19 protein-coding genes and 2 pseudogenes are annotated in these 19000 nt (G+C 70.7%); 10 read left to right on the plus strand and 11 right to left on the minus strand.

What is annotated here, in order from left to right; translation table 11 throughout:
* The coding region (gene trmD / locus ACLL81_RS07660) for a tRNA (guanosine(37)-N1)-methyltransferase TrmD (protein ID WP_411287756.1) at positions 1-663 on the minus strand (663 nt) is incomplete at its 3' end.
* Positions 664-761: 98 nt separating this feature from the next.
* Between trmD and ACLL81_RS07665 the strand changes: the two genes are divergently transcribed.
* Together ACLL81_RS07665 and ACLL81_RS07670 are read left to right on the plus strand one after the other, a co-directional pair.
* A complete protein-coding gene (locus tag ACLL81_RS07665; protein WP_411287757.1) occupies positions 762-1943 on the plus strand; it encodes an aspartyl protease family protein in 1182 nt (393 codons plus the stop codon).
* 69 nt (positions 1944-2012) lie between these two features.
* Entirely contained in the window at positions 2013-2876 is an 864-nt protein-coding gene (locus ACLL81_RS07670) for an acyl-CoA thioesterase (protein ID WP_411287758.1), read from the plus strand.
* Between the two features lie 7 nt (positions 2877-2883).
* On the opposite strand, the gene rimM is transcribed toward ACLL81_RS07670, so the two are convergent.
* From rimM to rdgB, 8 genes and pseudogenes are all read right to left on the minus strand, one after another.
* Positions 2884-3384, minus strand: coding sequence for a ribosome maturation factor RimM (gene rimM / locus ACLL81_RS07675; protein ID WP_411287759.1), 501 nt, complete (start codon positions 3382-3384; stop codon positions 2884-2886).
* Positions 3385-3540: 156 nt separating this feature from the next.
* Positions 3541-4080, minus strand: a pseudogene (gene rpsP, locus ACLL81_RS07680) (30S ribosomal protein S16); the annotation flags it as partial.
* A gap of 24 nt (positions 4081-4104) precedes the next feature.
* The gene (gene ffh / locus ACLL81_RS07685) at positions 4105-5628 is read right to left on the minus strand and encodes a signal recognition particle protein (RefSeq protein ID WP_411287760.1); all 1524 of its coding nucleotides are present in this window, start codon (positions 5626-5628) and stop codon (positions 4105-4107) included.
* Positions 5629-5930: 302 nt separating this feature from the next.
* A complete protein-coding gene (locus tag ACLL81_RS07690) occupies positions 5931-6746 on the minus strand; it encodes a transglutaminase family protein (protein WP_411287761.1) in 816 nt (271 codons plus the stop codon).
* A gap of 25 nt (positions 6747-6771) precedes the next feature.
* Entirely contained in the window at positions 6772-7143 is a 372-nt protein-coding gene (locus ACLL81_RS07695; protein ID WP_411287762.1) for a YraN family protein, read from the minus strand.
* Entirely contained in the window at positions 7140-8003 is an 864-nt protein-coding gene (rsmI, locus tag ACLL81_RS07700) for a 16S rRNA (cytidine(1402)-2'-O)-methyltransferase (protein WP_411287763.1), read from the minus strand. The genes ACLL81_RS07695 and rsmI overlap by 4 nt, the downstream gene beginning before the upstream one ends.
* A 40-nt stretch (positions 8004-8043) precedes the next feature.
* Entirely contained in the window at positions 8044-9189 is a 1146-nt protein-coding gene (gene hemW, locus ACLL81_RS07705; protein ID WP_411287764.1) for a radical SAM family heme chaperone HemW, read from the minus strand.
* Complete coding sequence (rdgB, locus tag ACLL81_RS07710) at positions 9186-9785, minus strand: RdgB/HAM1 family non-canonical purine NTP pyrophosphatase (RefSeq protein ID WP_411287765.1); 600 nt, start codon at positions 9783-9785, stop codon at positions 9186-9188. The genes hemW and rdgB overlap by 4 nt, the downstream gene beginning before the upstream one ends.
* Before the next feature lie 380 nt (positions 9786-10165).
* Here rdgB and ACLL81_RS07715 point away from each other — a divergent pair, with 380 nt between their 5' ends.
* Together ACLL81_RS07715 and ACLL81_RS07720 are read left to right on the plus strand one after the other, a co-directional pair.
* The gene (locus ACLL81_RS07715; RefSeq protein WP_411287766.1) at positions 10166-10690 is read left to right on the plus strand and encodes a DUF2975 domain-containing protein; all 525 of its coding nucleotides are present in this window, start codon (positions 10166-10168) and stop codon (positions 10688-10690) included.
* A gap of 81 nt (positions 10691-10771) precedes the next feature.
* The gene (locus ACLL81_RS07720) at positions 10772-11014 is read left to right on the plus strand and encodes a helix-turn-helix domain-containing protein (protein WP_411287767.1); all 243 of its coding nucleotides are present in this window, start codon (positions 10772-10774) and stop codon (positions 11012-11014) included.
* A 3-nt stretch (positions 11015-11017) separates the two neighbouring features.
* Here the strand turns inward: ACLL81_RS07720 and rph are convergent, their stop codons facing one another.
* The gene (gene rph / locus ACLL81_RS07725; RefSeq protein WP_411287768.1) at positions 11018-11734 is read right to left on the minus strand and encodes a ribonuclease PH; all 717 of its coding nucleotides are present in this window, start codon (positions 11732-11734) and stop codon (positions 11018-11020) included.
* Between the two features lie 78 nt (positions 11735-11812).
* On the opposite strand from rph, the gene hrcA reads away from it, so the two are divergent.
* The 4 genes from hrcA to ACLL81_RS07745 all read left to right on the plus strand — a co-directional run bounded on the left by hrcA (position 11813) and on the right by ACLL81_RS07745 (position 16731).
* Entirely contained in the window at positions 11813-12913 is a 1101-nt protein-coding gene (gene hrcA, locus ACLL81_RS07730) for a heat-inducible transcriptional repressor HrcA (protein WP_411287769.1), read from the plus strand.
* Between the two features lie 19 nt (positions 12914-12932).
* Positions 12933-13550 (plus strand): nucleotide exchange factor GrpE, encoded by a 618-nt coding sequence (grpE, locus tag ACLL81_RS07735; protein WP_411287770.1) that lies wholly within the window; start codon positions 12933-12935, stop codon positions 13548-13550.
* 114 nt (positions 13551-13664) lie between these two features.
* A complete protein-coding gene (gene dnaN, locus ACLL81_RS07740) occupies positions 13665-14783 on the plus strand; it encodes a DNA polymerase III subunit beta (RefSeq protein ID WP_411287771.1) in 1119 nt (372 codons plus the stop codon).
* A 25-nt stretch (positions 14784-14808) separates the two neighbouring features.
* A complete protein-coding gene (locus tag ACLL81_RS07745) occupies positions 14809-16731 on the plus strand; it encodes an alpha/beta fold hydrolase (RefSeq protein WP_411287772.1) in 1923 nt (640 codons plus the stop codon).
* Positions 16732-16735: 4 nt separating this feature from the next.
* On the opposite strand, the gene ACLL81_RS07750 is transcribed toward ACLL81_RS07745, so the two are convergent.
* The gene (locus ACLL81_RS07750; protein ID WP_411287774.1) at positions 16736-16984 is read right to left on the minus strand and encodes a zinc-finger domain-containing protein; all 249 of its coding nucleotides are present in this window, start codon (positions 16982-16984) and stop codon (positions 16736-16738) included.
* 160 nt (positions 16985-17144) lie between these two features.
* Here ACLL81_RS07750 and ACLL81_RS07755 point away from each other — a divergent pair, with 160 nt between their 5' ends.
* Complete coding sequence (locus ACLL81_RS07755; protein ID WP_411287773.1) at positions 17145-18101, plus strand: ABC transporter ATP-binding protein; 957 nt, start codon at positions 17145-17147, stop codon at positions 18099-18101.
* Between the two features lie 58 nt (positions 18102-18159).
* A pseudogene (locus ACLL81_RS07760) lies at positions 18160-19000 on the plus strand (DNA mismatch repair protein MutS); the annotation flags it as partial.

Raw genomic sequence — 19000 nt, forward strand, 5'->3', positions numbered from 1 at the left:
CGGCCGCTGCTTCCGCGTCGTCTCTTCACGCTGCTCAGCTCGCCATTTTCGCACCAGGGCGTGATGGCCGCTCAGCAGCACCTCGGGGATATCCAGGCCTTCGAACGTCCGCGGTCGCGTATATTGCGGACCTTCAAGGAGCCCGTCCTCGAAGCTTTCTTCACTCAAGCTCTCAGCCTGCCCGAGCACCCCCGGGAGCAGCCGCACGCACGCCTCGATCGCCACCATGGACGCCGCCTCGCCACCGGCGAGCACCGCATCGCCGACGGCGATCTCCTCGAACCCGCGGGCCTCGATGACCCGCTGATCCACCCCCTCGAACCGACCGCACAGGACGATCAGGCCAGGCCCTTGCGCCCACTCACGCACTCGCGCCTGGGTCAGGGGCCGACCCCGCGCGCTCATGTACAAAAGCGGCCGCCCCCGCAGTTCCACGCTGTCCAGCGCAGCCGCGATGACGTCCGCTCGCATCACCTGTCCCGGGCCGCCACCCGCGGGGGTGTCGTCGAGGAAGCCGCGCTTATCTGTGGAAAACCCCCGAATGTCCACCGTTTCCAGTGTCCAAAGCCCCTGCTCGCGCCAGGCTGTGCCGACCAGCGAAACGCCTAGCGGGCCGGGGAATGCCTCGGGGAACATGGTCAGCACGGTGGCGTCAAACGGCATGGCGCTTCAAAGGGCCGCCGCCGGGCGCGACGTCAAGCCCGCCGGGCGATGGAGGATTTCTCTGGCGCGCCGGCCCGCGCCCGGCGAAACCATCGGCCGTGTGGATTCCGGTGAAGCTTCGCGTGTTCCCGGCCCTGGCGCTCGCCTGGGCACTGGCTGGCGCTTCCACCGCCGCCTGGTCTCAGGCTGCAGGGGCGACGACGGCGCCCGTCAATGCCGCGATCGCCTTTGATTTCGTCCAGGACCGCCAGATCCTGTTCCCGATCACCGTCAACGGGAGACCCGCCGAGGCCTGGTTGGATTCCGGCGCCAGCGCCACGGTGATCGACACGGCCTTCGCCCGGAAGCTCGGCCTGAAGCTCAAGGGCCGGGTGCGGGCGCGGGGCGTGGCCGACCCCATCGGCGGGGTGCGGCTGGCGCACGCGGATCTGGATGTCGCCCACCTGCAATTGAACGATCGCCCGGTGGCGGTGATGGACCTTTCCGCCGTTTCCCGCGTGGTGCAGCGGCCGGTGCAGGTGATCCTCGGCCGCGAAGTGTTCGACGAGGCCGTGGTGGAGGTGGACTTCGCCCAGCGCACCATCGCCTTCCAGCCGAACCGCGGGTTCCGGCCGCCGCCCGGCGCGCCGCTCGGGCTGGTCCGCTCCGGCGACCTGCGCAGCTTCGTGATCGCCATCGCCGGCGCGCCCGTTGAGGCGGTGTTCGACCTGGGCAACGCCGGCGGCCTGTTGGTGGACCGCGACTTCGCCCAGGGGCGCGGCCTGCTGGCCGGCCGGGTTTCCACCCAGCTGGCCGTGGGCGCCGATGGCGCCCGCGAGAGCGCGGTGACCAGCCTCGACCGGGTGGAGGTGGCCGGGGTGGTGCTGAACGGGGTGCCGACGGCGGCCGTCCAGGGCCTGGCCAGCCACGCGCAGGCCAATGTCGGCCTGGCGATCCTGCGCCGCTACCACCTGACCATCGACTTCGCTGGCGACCGCATGTGGCTGCGGCCAGATGCGGACGCCGCGACGCAGGCGTTCCGCAAGAACCGCGCGGGCCTGGCCGTGACGCCGCAGCAGGGCCGCTACCTGCGGGTCACCCATGTCGCCCTGGGCAGCCCGGCGCAGGCGGCGGGATGGAAGGTGGGCGAGCTGATCAGGTCCATCGACGGCCAGGCCATCGATCCCGGCTATCCGGCCAGCGCGCTCTCCCGCTGGACCTTCGGCCCGCCTGGGCAGGTGGTGGCGCTGACCCTGGCTGACGGCTCTCGCCGGCTGCTCAGCCTGGCCGAGTACTACTGAGGCTGACCCCTTGCCGCCGGGCATGACGGCGCGTAAGCGGGGCGACTTCGCAAGTGCGAGACAGGGCCGATGACCGCCGAGAACCTGACCGACACGCTCAAGCTCGAGCGCATCGAGGTGAACCTGTTCCGCGGCGGCACACCGGACAACTCGCCGGGCCGGATCTTTGGCGGCCAGGTGATCGCCCAGTCGCTGCTGGCGGCCTACGAGACCGTGGACGACCGGGTCTGCCACTCCCTGCACTGCTATTTCATCCGCCCGGGCGACCCCAGCGTTCCGATCGTGTTCGAGGTCGACCGGTCCCGCGACGGCGGCAGCTTCACCACCCGGCGCGTGATCGCCGTCCAGCACGGCCAGCAAATCTTCAACCTGGCGGCTTCCTTCATGGCCGTGGAGGAGGGCTATGAGCACCAGGCCGAGATGCCGGTCACGCCAGGCTGGGAGGACACCCCCGACGAGTTTGATTTGCAGGCCAAGGCCATGGAGAACGCGCCGCCCGAGGCCAGGGCCTGGCTGTCGCGCCCGCGCCCCATCGAAGTCCGCAATCTCGATGGCCGCAACGACGGACCCAACCCGAAGCCGCGCGAGCCGGTGCAGCGCATGTGGTTCCGCGCCAAGGCGCCGATCGGGCCGGACCCGCACATGCACCAGGTGATCATGGCCTACGCCTCGGACATGAGCCTGCTGGGCACCGCCATCCGGCCGCATGGGGTGAACTGGCAGACGCCGGGCTTCCAGTCGGCGAGCCTCGACCACGCCATGTGGTTCCACAGGCCTGCAGATTTCAACCAGTGGCACCTCTACGTGCAGGACAGCCCCAGCGCCTCGAGCGGCCGCGGTTTCATTCGCGGCTCGATCTACGCCGCCGATGGGGCCCTGGTCGCCTCGGTGGCGCAGGAAGGCCTGATGCGGATGCGCAAGCCGAAAGCCTAGGCGCGGGCTATTCCGTCTCCTCCGGCGGGACGGCGATGATCACCCTCTCGGCCAGCCGCAGTTCGGGGACGGCTTCCCTGGTGAAGGGCAGCCACCAGCTGGCGCCTTGGGCGGGCTGGATCTCCAGGAGGTCGCCGGCGCCGAAATCGTGCACCGACTTCACCAGGCCCAGGGCCTCGCCGTCAGCGGTGGTCACGGCCAGACCGATCAGGTCGGCCACATAGATCTCGTCCTCGTCCTCAGGTGGCGGCAGCACGTCGCGGGAAATATAGAGCCGCAGGCCCCGCAGGGCTTCGGCCTGTTCTCGGGTGGCGACTTCCGCCACGCGAACGACCACGCCGCCCTTGGTGGGCCGGCCGGCCGTGAGCGTGAGGCCGGGCGAGCCGTCCTCACGCGTCAGGGTCTTGTAGTCCAGCAGCGACGAAGGGTCAGCGGTAAAGGCCGTCAGCCGGACTTCACCGCGCACGCCGAACGCGCCGGCGACGCGCGCCACCAGGAGGAGGGTCATCGCCGGCTCGCGTCGCGATCAGGCCTTGTCTTCGCCGGCGCCGGCTTCAGCGGCCGGCTCTTCGGCAGTGGTTTCCTCGGCGGCGGGCTCGGCTTCGGCCGCGGGCTCTTCAGCCGCAGCGGCTTCGGCCACGGGCTCTTCGGCCGCGACGTCCTCCGCAGGGGCAGCTTCGGCGACGGGCTCCTCGGCGGCGGGTTCCTCGGTCGGAGCCGCTTCAGCGGCGGCTTCCTCGGTGGCGGGCGCCTCGGCGGCCGGGGCGGCCTCCTCAGGCGCGGCTTCGGCGGCGGGGGCCTCCTCGGCGACGGGCTCTTCCACCACCGGCGGCGGGGCGTTGCGGGCTTCTTCCTCCGCCGCGGCGCGATCGGCGGCGCGCTGGGTGCGCTCGCCCGCGCGTTCGATGGCCTTGGCGCCGGGCTTACCCTTGTTGGGGTTGGCGCCGTGTTCCCATTTGCCGATCCCCAGCAGGGAGAGCTCGCGGGCCACGCGGTCGGTGGGCTGGGCGCCCTTGCTCATCCACTCCTGGATGCGCTCGACCTTGAGGACAACGCGGGTCGGGTCGTCCTTCTTCAGCAGGGGATTGTAGGACCCCACCTTCTCGATGAAACGGCCGTCGCGGGGCGAGTGGCTGTCGGCGACGACGATGGAGTAGTAGGGGCGCTTCTTGGCGCCGCCACGGGCGAGACGGATCTTCAGCATTTGTCTTAAGTCCTTGTCTTTGATCTAGGATTTCTTGAAAGGATTGAAGCCGGACGGCAGGCCGCCGCCCAGGCCGGGAAGGGATGGCGCCCCCGCCGGGCCGCCGAGGCCCGGGAGCTTGCCGGTGAGGTCGCCCAGCTGGTCGGAGCTGGGCAGTTTGCCGCCGCCCAACGCCTTGAGCCGGTCCATGCCGCCGGCGCCGCCGCCGCCCATCATGCCGGCCATCCGGGCGAAGCCCTTGCCGCCGTCCTTGCTCATGGACTTGAAGGCGTCGGCCATCTGCCGGTGCTGTTTCAGCAGCCGGTTGATCTCGGAGACATCCACCCCGGCGCCCTTGGCGATGCGCCGCTTGCGCGAGGCCTGCAACAGGTCGGGCTTCCTGCGCTCGGCCTTGGTCATGGACGAGATAATCGCCGCCTGGCGGTCGAACATCTTCTCCGAGATGTTGGCCTCGGCGATCTGCTTCTTGATCTTCTGGACCCCCGGCATCAGGCCCATCAGGCCTTCCACGCCGCCCATCTTCTTCATCTGGGAAAGCTGGTCGGCCATCATGTCGAGGTCGAACTGGCCCTTGGCCAGGCGTTTGGCCATGGCCTCGGCGCGCACGGTGTCGATGTCCTGCACGGCGCGCTCGACCAGGGCCACCACGTCGCCCTGGCCCAGGATGCGGCCGGCGACCCGGCGCGCGTCGAAGCTGTCGAGACCGTCGATCTTCTCCGAAACACCGAGGAACTTGATCGGCAGGCCGGTGACCGCGCGCATGGAGAGCGCCGCGCCGCCGCGGCCGTCGCCGTCGGCCCTGGTCAGCACCAGGCCGGTGAGCGGCAGGCGTTCGTGAAAGGCCTTGGCAGTGCGCACCGCGTCCTGGCCGGTGAGGCTGTCGGCCACCAGCAGGGTCTCGGACGGACTGGCGATGCGGGCGATCTCGGCCGCCTCGCTCATCATCGCCTCGTCCAGGGTGGTGCGGCCGGCGGTGTCGAGGATCAGGACGTCGTAGCCCTGCAGCTTGGCGGACGACAGCGCCCGCCGCGCGATGTCGGGGGCCGCCTGGCCGGCGACGATGGGCAGGCTCTCCGCGCCGGCCTGCTGGGCCAGCACCGCCAGCTGCTCCATGGCGGCGGGGCGGCGGGTGTCCAGGGAGGCCAGCAACACCTTCTTGCGCTCGCGGACCAGGCGAAGCGCGAGCTTGCCGGCGGTGGTGGTCTTGCCGGAGCCCTGCAGGCCGGCCATCAGGATGACCGTCGGCGGGTTCAGCGACAGGTTCAGGCCGGCGGGCTCGACGTCGCCGCCCAGCATCTCCACCAGGCCGTCATAGGTGATCTTCACCACCTGGTCGGCGGGGCGGACCGATCGGATCACGTCGGCCCCGGCGGCGCGTTCCTTGGCGTTGGCGATGAACTCGCGCACCACCGGCAGGGCGACGTCGGCTTCGAGCAGGGCGACGCGCACCTCGCGCATGGCCTCGTCGATGTCCTTCTCGGACAGCACGCCGCGACCGCTCAGGCGGTCGAAAACCCCGGTCAGCCGATCTGTCAGCGCGTCAAACAACGAACACCCTCAGCATTTCGCGAATGCGAAATGCGCACCTAAAGTCCTTTGAGCTGTCGCGGCGCGACAGCTCGGGCCCAAACGCAGTCAACCCCCGTGGACGATTGCGTCGACGGGGGGCCTCGCCGCCCTCGTCCCATCCGCAGATGGGGGCCGTGGCGGGGGAGGGCGCTTAACCGAGGTTGGCGCCGGAAGGGCGCGCTTATGCGCTCGAGGGCGGGCCAGGTCAAGGAAGCGGCGCCGGGCGTCGAAGGAGCCGCCGGCCGGGAGGGCGCGCCGGCGGCCCAGGGCTCGCTGTTCGGCTAGTTGAGCCGCAGGCGCACCCGCTCGCGCGCCGCCCGGGCGCTGAGCGCCGCGCCGCCGTCGAGGGTGGTGGCGCGTGCCAGCGCTTCGAGCGCGCCGGCCAGGGCGCCCTGGCCCTCGCGGGCGGCGGCCACGTCCAGCCAGGGGCGGTGGTCGCTGGGGTCCAGCAGGGCGCGGCGGAGCGCGGCGCGCTCGGCGCGGGCATAGTCGCGGCCGTTGCTGGCGCGGGCGTAGATGGTGTTCTGCAGGCGGACCAGCACGGCCCGGTCGCTGACCGGGGCCATCAGCCGGTCCAGCCGGTCGGCGACGTTGGGGGTCAGGCCCGCATGCAGGGCGCGGCGGGTCAGCTCTGACGGCAGCACCACGCGGCCCTCCGAGAACGGGTCCAGCGCCAGGGGCCCCTCGTCGGTCTCGATGCGCAGCAGGAAGTGGCCAGGGAAGTCGACGCCCTGGACGGTCAGGCCGCATTTTCGGGCGGCGTGCAGGTAGAAGATGCCCAGCGCCACGGCCAGGCCCTTGCGCCGTTCGGTGACTGCCAGGATGTCGGCGTTGCAGGGATCCTCGTAGCTCAGCAGGTCGCCGCCGAGCCGCAGGTCCCCGGCCATGGCCTCGGCCAGCGCCTCCTCCGCGCTCTCGCCCTTCAGCCGGTGGGACAGCCGCTCGACACCCACCGCACCCAGGTCGCGGGCGGCCTGCGGATCGCGGCTGGGGTCCTCGTGGATGGCGCAGGCGATGGCGGCGTCCAGCAGCGGGAAGTCGCCGTCGGCGGCGCTCCCGGCGGCGAGCAGCAGCGTCTCGGCGTCCTCGCGGTTCATGGTGTCGCTGATGCGGTCCCGTGGATCATTCGCCCTTCCAGGCATCGGGAATATGCCGAGGAAGCTTACCGGGGGCGAGGGCCATCAGGTCGAGGCGAACCGACGCACCCGCAAGGCTGGGCCGGCGGGCGGCGAGGGTGACCCCGGCCCGGCGCAGGCGCTGGCGCTGGTCGTGGCCCACCGCCTCCAGCGCCGCCCCCAGGCTGGCGCGGCGTTTCACCTCGACCACGGCCAGGATAGGTCCCCGCTTGGCCAGCAGGTCGATCTCCGCCTGCGGGGTCTTCAGGCGAAAACCCAGGATGCGGTAGCCCCTGGCCATCAGCCAGATCGCCGCCCAGATCTCGCCCTTGCGCCCGGCCAGCCTGGCGGCCGCGCCCCTGGCCGACCTGACGTTCACCGCTTCAGCTCCATGGCCCGCCGGTAGAGGTCGCGGCGCGGCAGGCCCAGCGCCTTGGCCACCTCGCCGGCGGCCTCGGCGGGGCGCAGCCGGGTGAGCGCGTCGGCGAGCGCGGTGTCGATGTCGGCGGCGCTGGCTTCGGTCTCCCGGCCGGGCGCCACCAGGATCACCAGCTCGCCGCGCGGGGCGGTGAACTGCGGGTCGGCGGCCAACTCCGACAGGGGGCCGCGGACCACGGTCTCGTAGAGTTTGGTGAGCTCTCGGCAGACCACCGCCTCGCGGTCGCCCAGCACGGCGGCCATGTCGGCCAGGCTGGCGGCCAGGCGCGAGCCGCCCTCGAAGAAGATCAGCGTCGCCCGCACCCCGGCCAGCTCTTCCAGGAAGGTCCTGCGCCCGGCGCTCTTGGGCGGGGGAAACCCTGCGAACAGGAAGCGATCGCTGGGCAGGCCGGCCACCGACAGGCCGGCCAGCAGGGCCGAGGCGCCGGGGATGGCGAACACCGCGTGGCCCCCCTGGGCGGCCTCACGCACCAGCCGGTAGCCGGGATCGGAGACCAGGGGCGTGCCGGCGTCGGAGACCAGGGCCACGCGCTTTCCGTCCGCCAACGCCGCCAGGATGCGCGGGCGGGCGCGCTCGGCGCCGTGCTCGTCATAGCGTTCCAGCTTGGCGGAGAGACCATAGAGCGACAGCAGCTTGCCGGTGACCCGGGTGTCCTCTGCCAGCACCACGTCCGCCCCGGCCAGCACGTCCAGGGCGCGCAGGGTGATGTCGCGCAGGTTGCCGATCGGGGTCGCCACCACATAGAGCCCCGGCGCCAGCGGCGCGTCGTCGAGGACGGGCAGGATGAAGGGTCGGGCCATGGCCGGAGGGTTCGCCGGTCAGGGGGTCAAAGGCAAGCGCTCAGGTCGCCAGCTCGGCGGTGAGGCGGTCGAGAACCAGGCGCCCGGCCGCGGTGGCGCGCAGGCGCTGCGGATCGTCAGCGAGAAGGCCCAGGGCTGTGAGGTGGGCGATCTTGTCGGGATCAATGGCCAGGGCGGCGACCTCGGCGTGGGCGACGCCGTCGGTGATCCGCAGGCCGCTCAGCAGGCGCTCCTCCGCGACCGCGGTGGCGTCCAGGGTCTCCGTCGTGGCGAAGCCCAGGCCGGTCTCGGCGACGCAGGCGATGTAGTCGGTGGGGCGCGGGGCGGTGTGGGTGGCGGTGCGGCCGCCCGCGAGGGTCAGCCGGCCGTGGGCGCCGGGGCCTGCGCCCACATAGTCGTGGCCGCGCCAGTAGACGAGATTGTGCCGACTCTGCGCCGCCTCGCCGCGGGCGTGGTTGGAGACCTCATAGGCGGTGAAGCCGCGGGCCTGCAGCACAGCTTGCGTCACGTCGAAGAGTTCCGCTGCGGCGTCGGCGTCGGGGGGTGTGAAGACGCCGCGGCGCACGGCGCGTCCGAAGGCGGCGCCGGGCTCGATGGTCAGCTGGTAGGGCGAGATGTGCTCCGCGCCCAGGTCGACGCCGCGGGCAAGTTCATCGGCCCAGGCCTGCGGGGTCTGGCCCGGCAGGGCGTAGATCAGGTCGATGGAGATGCGGCGGAAGGCCCGCGCCGCGGCCTGGGCCGCCCGAATCGCCTGGGCGGCGTCGTGGTTGCGGCCAAGAAAGGTGAGCGCCAGGTCGTCCAGGGATTGCAGGCCCAGGGACAACCGGTCGACGCCGGCGTCGGCGAAGCCCGCGACCTGGTCGGCCTCGGCGTCGGTGGGATTGGCTTCCAGGGTCACTTCCAGGTCGGGGCCCGGCGCCCACAGGCGCCTGGCTTCGGCGATGATCTCGGCGGCCCAGGCCGGATCCATCAGGGAGGGTGTGCCGCCGCCCAGGAACACTGAGGTCAAGGTGCGCGGTCCGGTAAGCGCGGCCTGGGCGCGCAGGTCGGCGACGATGGCCTGGGCCAGGGCCTGCTGCTCACCTGCCCGGCCACGGTCGCGGAAGACGTTGAAGTCGCAATAGGGGCAGATGCGCGCGCAGTAGGGCCAGTGGACATAGACCCCCAGCGGCGGGGGCGCCGTCACCAGAGCGCGGCCTGGAGTCTGGCGAAGGCCCGGGCCCGGTGGCTCATGCCGTCTTTCTGCAGGGGCGCCATCTCGCCGAAGGTCTGGGCGAGCCCTTCGGGCAGGAAAATCGGGTCGTAGCCGAACCCCCGGTCGCCGCGCGGGGGAAAGGTCAGGGCGCCGTCCACCCGGCCCTCGACCACCACGGCGGGACCGTCCGGCCAGGCGACGGCGAGCGCGCAGGTGAACCAGGCGGAGACGTCGGCGCCGCCAGCCTCCTCCAGCCGCTCCTCGACCTTCTTCATGGCGACGGCGAAGTCCTTTCCGGGGCCGGCCCAGCGGGCGGAGTAGATGCCCGGCGCCCCGTCCAGAGCCGCCACCGACAGGCCGCTGTCGTCGGCCAGGGCCACCAGGCCGCTGGCCTGGGCCGCGGCGCGGGCCTTCAGCAGCGCGTTGCCGGTGAAGGTGCCCTCGGTCTCCTCGGGCTCCGGCAGCCCAAGCTCGCCCGCGGTCACCAGGACGAAGCGGTTTTCCAGGATTTCGGCCAGCTCGCGGGCCTTGCCCGGATTGTGGGTGGCCACCACCAGCTTCTGTCCGGCGTCGAGGGTCAGGGGCATGGGCGTCACTCCGGGGGCGGGCGGACAATAGCGCCGGACCGGCCGGTTGCATTGCGAAAGTTTAATATCGTTACTCGATATTCATTTGATCGAAAAACAATGTGTCCGTATTGACTGTCGGCATCGGGACGGGTCGCCGCCCCACCAAACGCTGCACCGCAGCAAACAGAGATGGAGACTTCAATATGACCGCTTCCGCCATGAAATTCCTCGACCGCGCCAGCATGGCCTTCGTGGTGATCCTGGGCTGCATCCCCGTGCTGGCCATCGCCGCCGCCAACACGACGTTCTAGGCTGACCCCTCGTGGGTTCGTCCGACCCGCTCCGATCCTGGGATCTGTCCCGGTGATTGCGGCGGGTTTCGGCGTCAGGGGATAGCGATGCGCGCGATGGGTCCGGGCTCGGTTTCGAGCGTCCTGAAGATCATCCTGGACGTGGTCTATGTGGCCCTGTGGATCGGCGTCGTTGCCGTGGCCCTGCTGATCCTGGCCGCCGTGCTGTTCAGCTTCAATCCTGACCTGCTGCCCAATGTGGTGATCAATGCCGGGCAAATCGGCGACAGCTGGCCCATGCGCGCCGGCGGCTTGGCGGCCGCGGCCTTCTACCTCACCGGCATCCTGATCATCGTCGGATCTCTGCGCCGGATCTTCGTGACGCTCACCGCCGGCGACCCGTTCCATCCCGACAATGTGCAGCGGCTGCGCTTGATCGGCCTGATGCTGGCGGGCCTGGAAGTTGGCCGCTACGTGGTCTGGGGCCTGTTCGCCTGGCTGCTGCCCGAGGTCGACCGCGACCGCACCAGCCTCAACCTCACCAGCTGGTTTTCAGTCCTCGTGGTCTTCGTGCTCGCGGAGGTGTTCCGTGAGGGCGCCCGCCTGCGCCGCGAAGCCGAGCTGACGATCTAAACTTTTGAAGATAGAGCCTTTTTATCCGGTTCATGTGATTCCACTTGAACCGCAAAGGGTCTAGGCGGGGAAAGCGATCGCATGCCCATCCGGGTCCATCTCGACCGCGTGCTGCTGGAGCGGCGCATGTCGCTCACCGAACTGGCTGACCGGGTGGGTGTGACCATCGCCAACCTGTCGATCCTGAAGACCGGCAAGGCCAGGGCGGTGCGCTTCTCCACCCTCGCCGCCCTGTGCCGCGAGCTCGACTGCCAGCCCGGCGATCTGCTGCTCTACGAAGCCGGATCCGCCGATGGGGCCGAGGCGGAAGACAACGAGGCCTGAAGCCTAGCCGCCCACCGCCGCGCGCTGCATCACGCAGAGGTCGCCGATGCCCTTGCGGGCGAGCGAGAACAGCGCCTCGAACTCGTCCTGGCTGAAGCCGCGTTTTTCGCCGGTGGCCTGGATTTCCACGATGGCGCCGGAGCCGGTCAGCACGAAGTTGGCGTCCGCCTCGGCGTTGGAATCCTCCTCGTAGTCCAGGTCGAGCACCGGGGTGTCGGCGAACACCCCGCAGCTGATCGCCGCCACCTGGTCCAGGATCGGGTCGGTGGCGATCACGCCTTCGTCCAGCAGGTAGCGGGTGGCCAGCCTGAGCGCCACCCAGGCGCCGGTGACCGAGGCCGTGCGGGTGCCGCCGTCGGCCTGGACCACGTCGCAGTCGACGGTGATCTGCCGCTCGCCCAGCGCCTTCAAGTCCACCACCGCGCGCAGGGAGCGGCCGATCAACCGCTGGATCTCCTGGGTGCGGCCCGACTGCTTGCCCTGGGCGGCCTCGCGGCGGCCCCGGGTGTGGGTGGCGCGGGGCAGCATGCCGTACTCCGCCGTAACCCAGCCCTGACCCTTGCCGCGCAGGAAGCCAGGGACGCCTTCCTCCAGGCTGGCGGTGACCAGCACCTTGGTGTGGCCGAAGCTCACCAGGCACGAGCCCTCGGCGTAGCGGCTGACGCCGGTCTCCAGCGTCACGGTGCGAAGCGCGTCGGGGGTCCGCTCGGATGGGCGCATGGGGCAGGGCTCCTGTGGCCTTCGGGCGTCTTGCGCCGAATGAGGCCGCGCTTATCCTAGATCGCGAAGGCCCCGTCCATGGGGCGGTCGAGAGCATATGCGCCCAGAGACGTGAGCAGTCCGATCTTCACCCGCGGCCCGTCCCTGCCCGAGCTCGACGCGCGGGCGCGGGAGATATTCCGCCGGATCGTGGAGGGCTACCTGGAAACCGGCGAGCCGGTGGGGTCGCGGACCCTTTCCAAGGGCGGCCTGTCACTGTCGCCAGCCTCCATCCGCAACACCATGCAGGACCTGACGCAGCTTGGCCTGCTGGGCGCGCCGCACGCGAGCGCCGGGCGGCTGCCGACCCACGCGGGGCTGCGCCTGTTCGTGGACGGCCTGCTGGAAGTGGGCGACGTGGCCGAGGAGGAGCGCCGCTCCATCGAGGCCCGGCTGCACGCCCACGGGCGCAACTACGAAGACGCCCTGAACGAGGCCAGCGCCATCCTTTCGGGCCTGGCCCGGGGCGCCGGCGTGGTGGTCACCCCGATCCGCGACGCCGGCGTCAAGCATGTGGAGTTCGTGGCCCTGGGCGGCGAGCGGACGCTCGCCGTGATGGTCTTCGAGGACGGCACGGTGGAGAACCGGCTGATCCGCCTGCCCGCCGGCGTCACCCCATCCGCCCTGCAGGAGGCGTCGAACTTCCTCAACGCGCGCCTGCGCGGCCGCACCCTGGTGGAGGCCAAGTCCGACCTGCGCGCCGAACTGGACGGCGCCAAGCGCGAGCTCAACGAGGCGGCCGCCCGGCTGGTGGAAGGCGGGCTGGCGGCCTGGGGCGGGGGCGAGGTGGAAGACCGCGCCCTGATCGTTCGGGGCCGGGCCAACCTGCTGGAGGACCGCCAGGCGGTGGACGACCTGGAACGGGTGCGCTCGTTGTTCGAGGACCTGGAGCAGAAAGAACAGCTCATCCAGCTCCTGGACGGGGTCCGCGACGGCCAGGGGGTGCGCATTTTCATCGGCGCGGAAACGCGGCTGTTCTCGCTTTCGGGTTCCGCTGTGATCGCCGCGCCCTATATGACGGGCTCGCAGCGGGTGCTGGGCGCGATCGGCGTGATCGGTCCGGCCCGTTTGAACTATGCCCGGGTCATTCCGTTGGTGGACTACACCGCCCGCGTGCTTGGCCAGGTGATGAACGCGTAAGGGTCGTAAGGTTTCAGACATGTCCGACGAGAATTTCCCGGCCGACGAGCCCGAGGCGATGGACGATGATGCGGCCGAACTGGCCGCCGCTCGCGCCGAGGCCGCCGGCCTGAAGGAGCAGGTTCTCCGCTACGCCGCCGACGCCGAAAACACCCGCCGCCGGGCCGAGCGTGAGGCCAACGACGCCCGCGCCTACGCCATCCAGAAGTTCGCCAAGGACCTCCTGGCGGTGGCCGACAACTTGGCCCGGGCGCTGGCAGCCCAGCCGGTCGACACCGGCGACACGGCAGCGAAGAACTTCGTGGTCGGCGTGGAGATGACCGAGAAGGAGCTTCAGGCCGCCTTCGAACGCAACGGGCTCAAGCGTATCGACCCGGCCAAGGGCGACAAGTTCGACCCGCACCTGCACCAGGCGATGATGGAGCAGGCCGGCTCCGACGTGGCCCCCGGCTGTGTGATCCAGGTGTTCCAGCCGGGCTACGAGCTGCTGGGCCGCCTGGTCCGGCCGGCCATGGTGGTGGTGGCCGCCAAGGCCCCCGGCGCCAACGCCGGCGGGCCGGACGCGCCCGGGACCGCCAACCCTTACGGGGGGGCGGACGGCGACGGCTCCGGCGGGGCTGTGGATACCCGCGCTTAACGGCCATCCCTCCCCTTCCCCGGGGCTGCGTTTCCGCTAATGTCGCAAGTCCCCTCCAGTCGGGGAGTGCGCGGTCATGATTCGCCGCAGCGCTTGGGCGAGCCGGGACACGACATGAAGCTGACCATCGAACGCGCGGCGCTCCTGAAGGCGCTGGGCCACGTGCAGAACGCGGTGGAACGCCGCAACACCATACCCATCCTGTCGAACGTGCTGCTCTCAGCGGAGCGTGACCGGCTGTCCTTCTCGGCCACCGATCTCGACATGGAGATCATCGACGAGGCCATCGCCCAGGTGGATCAGCCGGGTCAGATCACCGCCCCGGCGCACACCCTCTATGAGATCGTCCGCAAGCTGCCTGAGGGCGCCGACGTGTCGCTCAGCTTCACCGGGGAGGATCCGCGACTGACGGTGCAGGCCGGCCGTTCGCGGTTCAACCTGCCGGTACTGCCGGCTGGCGACTTCCCGGTGATGAGCTCCGACGGGCTCTCGGGGCGCATGGCTGTCGACGTGGGCGACCTGATCCGGCTGATCGACAAGACCCGCTTCGCCATCTCGGCGGAAGAAACCCGCTACTACCTCAACGGGCTCTACCTCCACACCGTCGTCGAGGACGGGGTGCAGAAGCTGCGCGCCGTGGCCACCGACGGCAGCCGCCTGGCGCTGGCCGAGATGGCCGCGCCGGAGGGCGCCGCTGGCTCCCCAGGCGTCATCGTGCCGCGCAAGACCATCAACGAGGCCCGCCGCCTGCTGGAAGACGCCGGCGAGCAGATCGAGTTGCAGATCAGTCCGCAGAAGGTGCGCTTCGACTTCGGCGGCGCGGCGCTGACGTCCAAGGTCATCGACGGCAACTTCCCCGACTACGGCCGGGTGATCCCGCGCGACAACAACCGCGTGGTCATGGTCGACGCCAAGATGTTCGCCCAGGCGGTTGACCGGGTGGCCACCATCTCGGCGGAAAAGAGCCGCTCCGTGCGCATGGCCATCGAGTCCGGCAAGTGCGTGCTCACCGTGCGCAACATGGAAGCCGGCCAGGCGGTGGAGGAGCTGGAGCTGGACTACGACGGCGAGCCCTTCGAGCTGTCATTCAACGCCCGCTACCTGCTGGACATCACCGACCAGATCTCCGGAGAGACGGCGGAGTTGCGCTTCGGCGGCCCCAACGACCCGGCCCTGGTCCTCGACCCCGGCGACGCCGACGTCCGCTACATCCTGATGCCGCTGCGGGTCTGACCTGCCGGCCAGACTGGGAATGCCCATGAACAAGCTCGCCGCGGCTCTCGTGGCCCTCGCCGCCCTGTCCGCCGTCCCCGCCAACGCCCAGGTGGTCAAGCGCGAGCAGGGGCAGCTGGTCATGGAGAACGTGCCGGTGACGCCGCCGGACGTCCGCGAGGCCCTGCGGCGCTACCAGAATGCGCGCTCGGCCGGGTTTATGGACTGGCTGGCCGACGGCTCCATGCTGGTCTCCACGCGGTTCGGCCAGACCGGCCAGGTTCACCGGGTGACGACGCCCGGCGGCCAGCGCACCCAGATCACCTTCTTCGACGAACCGGTGGCCGGCGCCCAGGGCGTCCCCGGCCAACCGGGGCGCTACATGTTCACCCGCGACGTGGGCGGAGCGGAGTATTTCCAGGGCTATCTGGCGGGCCTGACCGGCCCCGACGTAGCCTTCACGGAGCCGAATACCCGCAACGCCGGCTTCGTCTTCTCCAAGGACGGCCAGCGGCTGGCTTGGAGCCGGGTGACCCCAGGCTCCGGCGACTACGACATCATGCTGATGGATGTGGCCAATCCCGCCACCCGCAAGGTGGCCCTGGAAGGAACCGGCGCGCTTTCGCCCATCGCCTTCTCGCCAGACGGGACTCAGTTGCTGCTCGGCCGCCGCCTCTCCGTGCAGTCGTCGAAGCGCTTCCTGATGAACCTCGCCACCGGCCAGGTCAGCGAGATTCACCCCTCGAAGGCCGAGATCGCCTTTGACGGCGGCGAGTTCACCCCGGACGGCCGCGCCATACTGATGTTGTCCGACGAGGGCTCGGAGGTCGCGCGCCTGGTGAGCTACGACATCGCCAGCAAGCGCATCACCCCGGTGGCGGACGGCGGCGCCTGGGAAATCGAGCGCTTCGACCTCTCCGACGACGGCCGCACCCTGGCCTATGCGGTCAACGAGGACGGGCGCTCCAAGGTGGTGGTCCGCGACCTGGTCACCCGCCGGGCGCTGCCGCAGCCGAGCCTGCCAGTCGGGGTGGCCGGGGGCCTGAAGTTTTCACCCGATGGCCGGCGCCTGGCCATCGGCCTCAACAGCGCCACCTCGCCCGCCGACATCTGGGTGTGGGACCTGGCGCCGGCCACGCTCACCCGCTGGACGTACAGCGAGATGGGCGGCCTCGACCCAGCCGCAATGGTCGAGCCCAGCCTGGCGCGCTTCAAGTCCTTCGATGGCCGCGAGATACCGGCCTGGGTCTACAAGCCCAGGACGGCGGGCAAGGCGCCGGTGATCATCTCCATCCACGGCGGGCCGGAAGGCCAGTCGCGGCCGACCTTCTCGTCCACCTACCAGTACTATGTGAACGAGCTGGGGGCCGCGGTGATCGTGCCCAACGTCCGCGGCTCCACGGGCTACGGCAAGACCTTCGTCAGCCTCGACAACGGCATGAAGCGCCGCGAGTCGGTGCGCGATATCGGCGCCTTGCTGGACTGGATCGCCACCCAGCCTGACCTGGACGCCGGCCGCGTGGTGGTCACCGGCGGCTCCTACGGCGGCTACATGACGTTGGCCGCCTTCGCTGACTACAACGACCGGCTGGCCGGCGCGGTGGACACCGTCGGCATCTCCAACTGGCTGACGTTCCTCGCCAACACCGAGGGCTACCGTCGCGACCTACGCCGGGCGGAGTACGGCGACGAGCGGCTGCCCGCCATGCGCGCCTATCTGGAGAAGGACAGCCCGATCGCCCAGACCGCCCAGATGAAGAAGCCGCTGTTCGTCATCGCCGGCTTCAACGACCCGCGTGTGCCGTGGACCGAGGGCCAGCAGATCGTCGAGAAGGTCCGCGCCAACGGCGGCGAGGTCTGGTGGATGATGGCCCGGGACGAAGGCCACGGCTTCCGCAAGAAGCAGAACACCGATGCGCTCCGGGAAGCCGAGACCCTGTTCCTGAAGAAGGTGTTCGAAACGCGCTAAACGCCTAGTGCCCGTGGGGACCTTCGTAGACGCCGGGGGCGAGGCGCTCGTCCTCGGGGCCCTCGCTGCCGGCGGGCAGGACGAAGCGCCGGTCGCAGTAGGGGCATTCGACGAAGGTGGCCTCGCCCATCTCCAGGTAGACCCGCGGGTGGCCCAGGGCGCCTCCGACCCCGTCGCAGGCCACCCGGCCGGAGCGCACCACGACGATTTCCGGGGCCGGCAGGTCAGGCGTCAGGGCCGGCTTGGCGGGCATGGGCTCGGGCCGCGCCTGGGTGCGGACAGCCTTGGGGCGGACGGCCTTGGGGTCGAGGGGTCGGGCCATGACGGGAAACCTCTGGAGTGCGCTTGGCGCTGCGCGTGGGTGCGCCTAGGTATGCGACGGCGGCTTTCGCCGTCAATCGACTGGATGGCGCATGCAACTGCCCGAGTACGCGATCGAGGCCAAGGGCCTGGTGAAGACCTACGCCGCCACCAAGACCACGCCGCAGATGCACGCGCTGCGCGGCATCGACCTGGCCATCCCGCGGGGCTCGATCTTCGGGCTGCTGGGCCCCAACGGCGCGGGCAAGTCGACTTTCATCAACATCCTGGCGGGGCTGTGCCGCAAGACCTCCGGCCAGGTGAAGATCTGGGACCGCGACATCGACGAGCGGCCCCGCGATGCGCGCGCCGCCATCGGCGTGGTGCCGCAGGAAATTTCCGCCGACCCGTTCTTCACGCCCAGAGAGTCCCTGGAGGTGGCGGCCGGCATGTATGCGGTGCCCGCCAAGGAACGGCGCACCATGGAACTGCTTAATGCGCTGGGCCTCGGCGACAAGGCGGGCGCCTATGTCCGCCAGCTCTCCGGCGGCATGAAGCGCCGGCTGATGGTGGCCAAGGCCATGGTGCACAACCCGCCGGTGCTGATCCTCGACGAGCCCACCGCCGGCGTCGACGTGGAGCTGCGCAAGCAGCTCTGGAACTACGTCCTGGAGCTGAACCGCAAGGGGGTGACCATCGTGCTCACCACCCACTACCTGGAGGAGGCCCAGGAGCTCTGCGACCAGATCGCCATCATCAACCGCGGCCAGGTGGTGGCCTGCGAACCCACCACCACCCTGCTGAGGCGGATGGACACCCGCCAGGTGCTGGTGACCCCGGAGGAGCCGATGACGGAGGCGCCGGCGCTGGCCGGCTTCGAGACCCGGCTGTTGCCGTCCGGCGGTTTCTCGGTGACCTACCGCACCGGCCAGTCCACCGTCGAACAGGTGCTGGCCGCGATCCGCGCCGCGGGCCTGCACATCAAGGACATCTCCACCGAGGATCCCGATCTGGAGGACGTGTTCGTCTCCCTGACCTACGCGGCGGCCCCCGAGGCGGTGGACATCTAGGGGAGACCGCGTTCAAGGGGCTGCGAGACTCGGATCGATGGGCTAGCGTCGGCGGCCCATGAACGCGCCGGCGCCTCCGACCCTGCCAGACCCCGCCGCCGGCGCCTCGCCGGTGATGGCGCAGTTCTTCGAGGCCAAGGCGCGCCAGCCCGACGCGCTGATCTTCTTCCGCATGGGCGACTTCTACGAACTGTTCTTCGAAGACGCCCAGAAGGCCGCCGCCGCCCTGGGCATCACGCTCACCGCCCGGGGCGTCCATGGGGGCCAGCCGATCCCCATGTGCGGGGTGCCAGCCCATGCGGCGGAGGCCTATCTGGCCAAGCTGGTGCGCGCGGGCTTCAAGGTCGCCCTGTGCGAGCAGATGGAGGACCCGGCGGAGGCCCGCAAGCGCGGCTCCAAGTCGGTGGTCCGCCGCGACCTGGTGCGGGTGGTGACGCCGGGCACGCTCACCGAGGACGGCCTGCTGGACGCCCGCGGCGCCAACCGCCTGGCCGCCGTGGCGGTGCGCGCCGGGCAGGCGGCGGTGGCCAGCGTCGAGCTTTCCACCGGCGAGGTGGAGTGCCTGGCGGTGAGCGTCGCCGGCCTCGCCTCCGCCCTGGCGGCGCTCGGTCCGTCGGAGATCCTGGTCCCCGACCGGCTGTTCGCCGACCCGGCCGTCGCCGAGGCGTTGAAGGGCGCTGGCGGCTTCGTGCAGCCGATGGCGCAGGCGTTGGCCGAACCCTCGGCCTCGGAAGCGCGGCTGAAGCGGCTCTACGGGGTGGACACCCTGGACGGCTTTGGGCAGCTCATGGGCGCGGAGGTCTCGGCCCTGGGCCTGATCGCCGCGCACCTGGAGACCACCCAGGCCGGCCGGGTCCCGGCGCTCTCTGCCCCCCGGCGCGCGGGCGAGGCCGACGTCA

The sequence above is a fragment of the Phenylobacterium sp. genome (assembly GCF_046590535.1).
GTDB lineage: Bacteria > Pseudomonadota > Alphaproteobacteria > Caulobacterales > Caulobacteraceae > Phenylobacterium.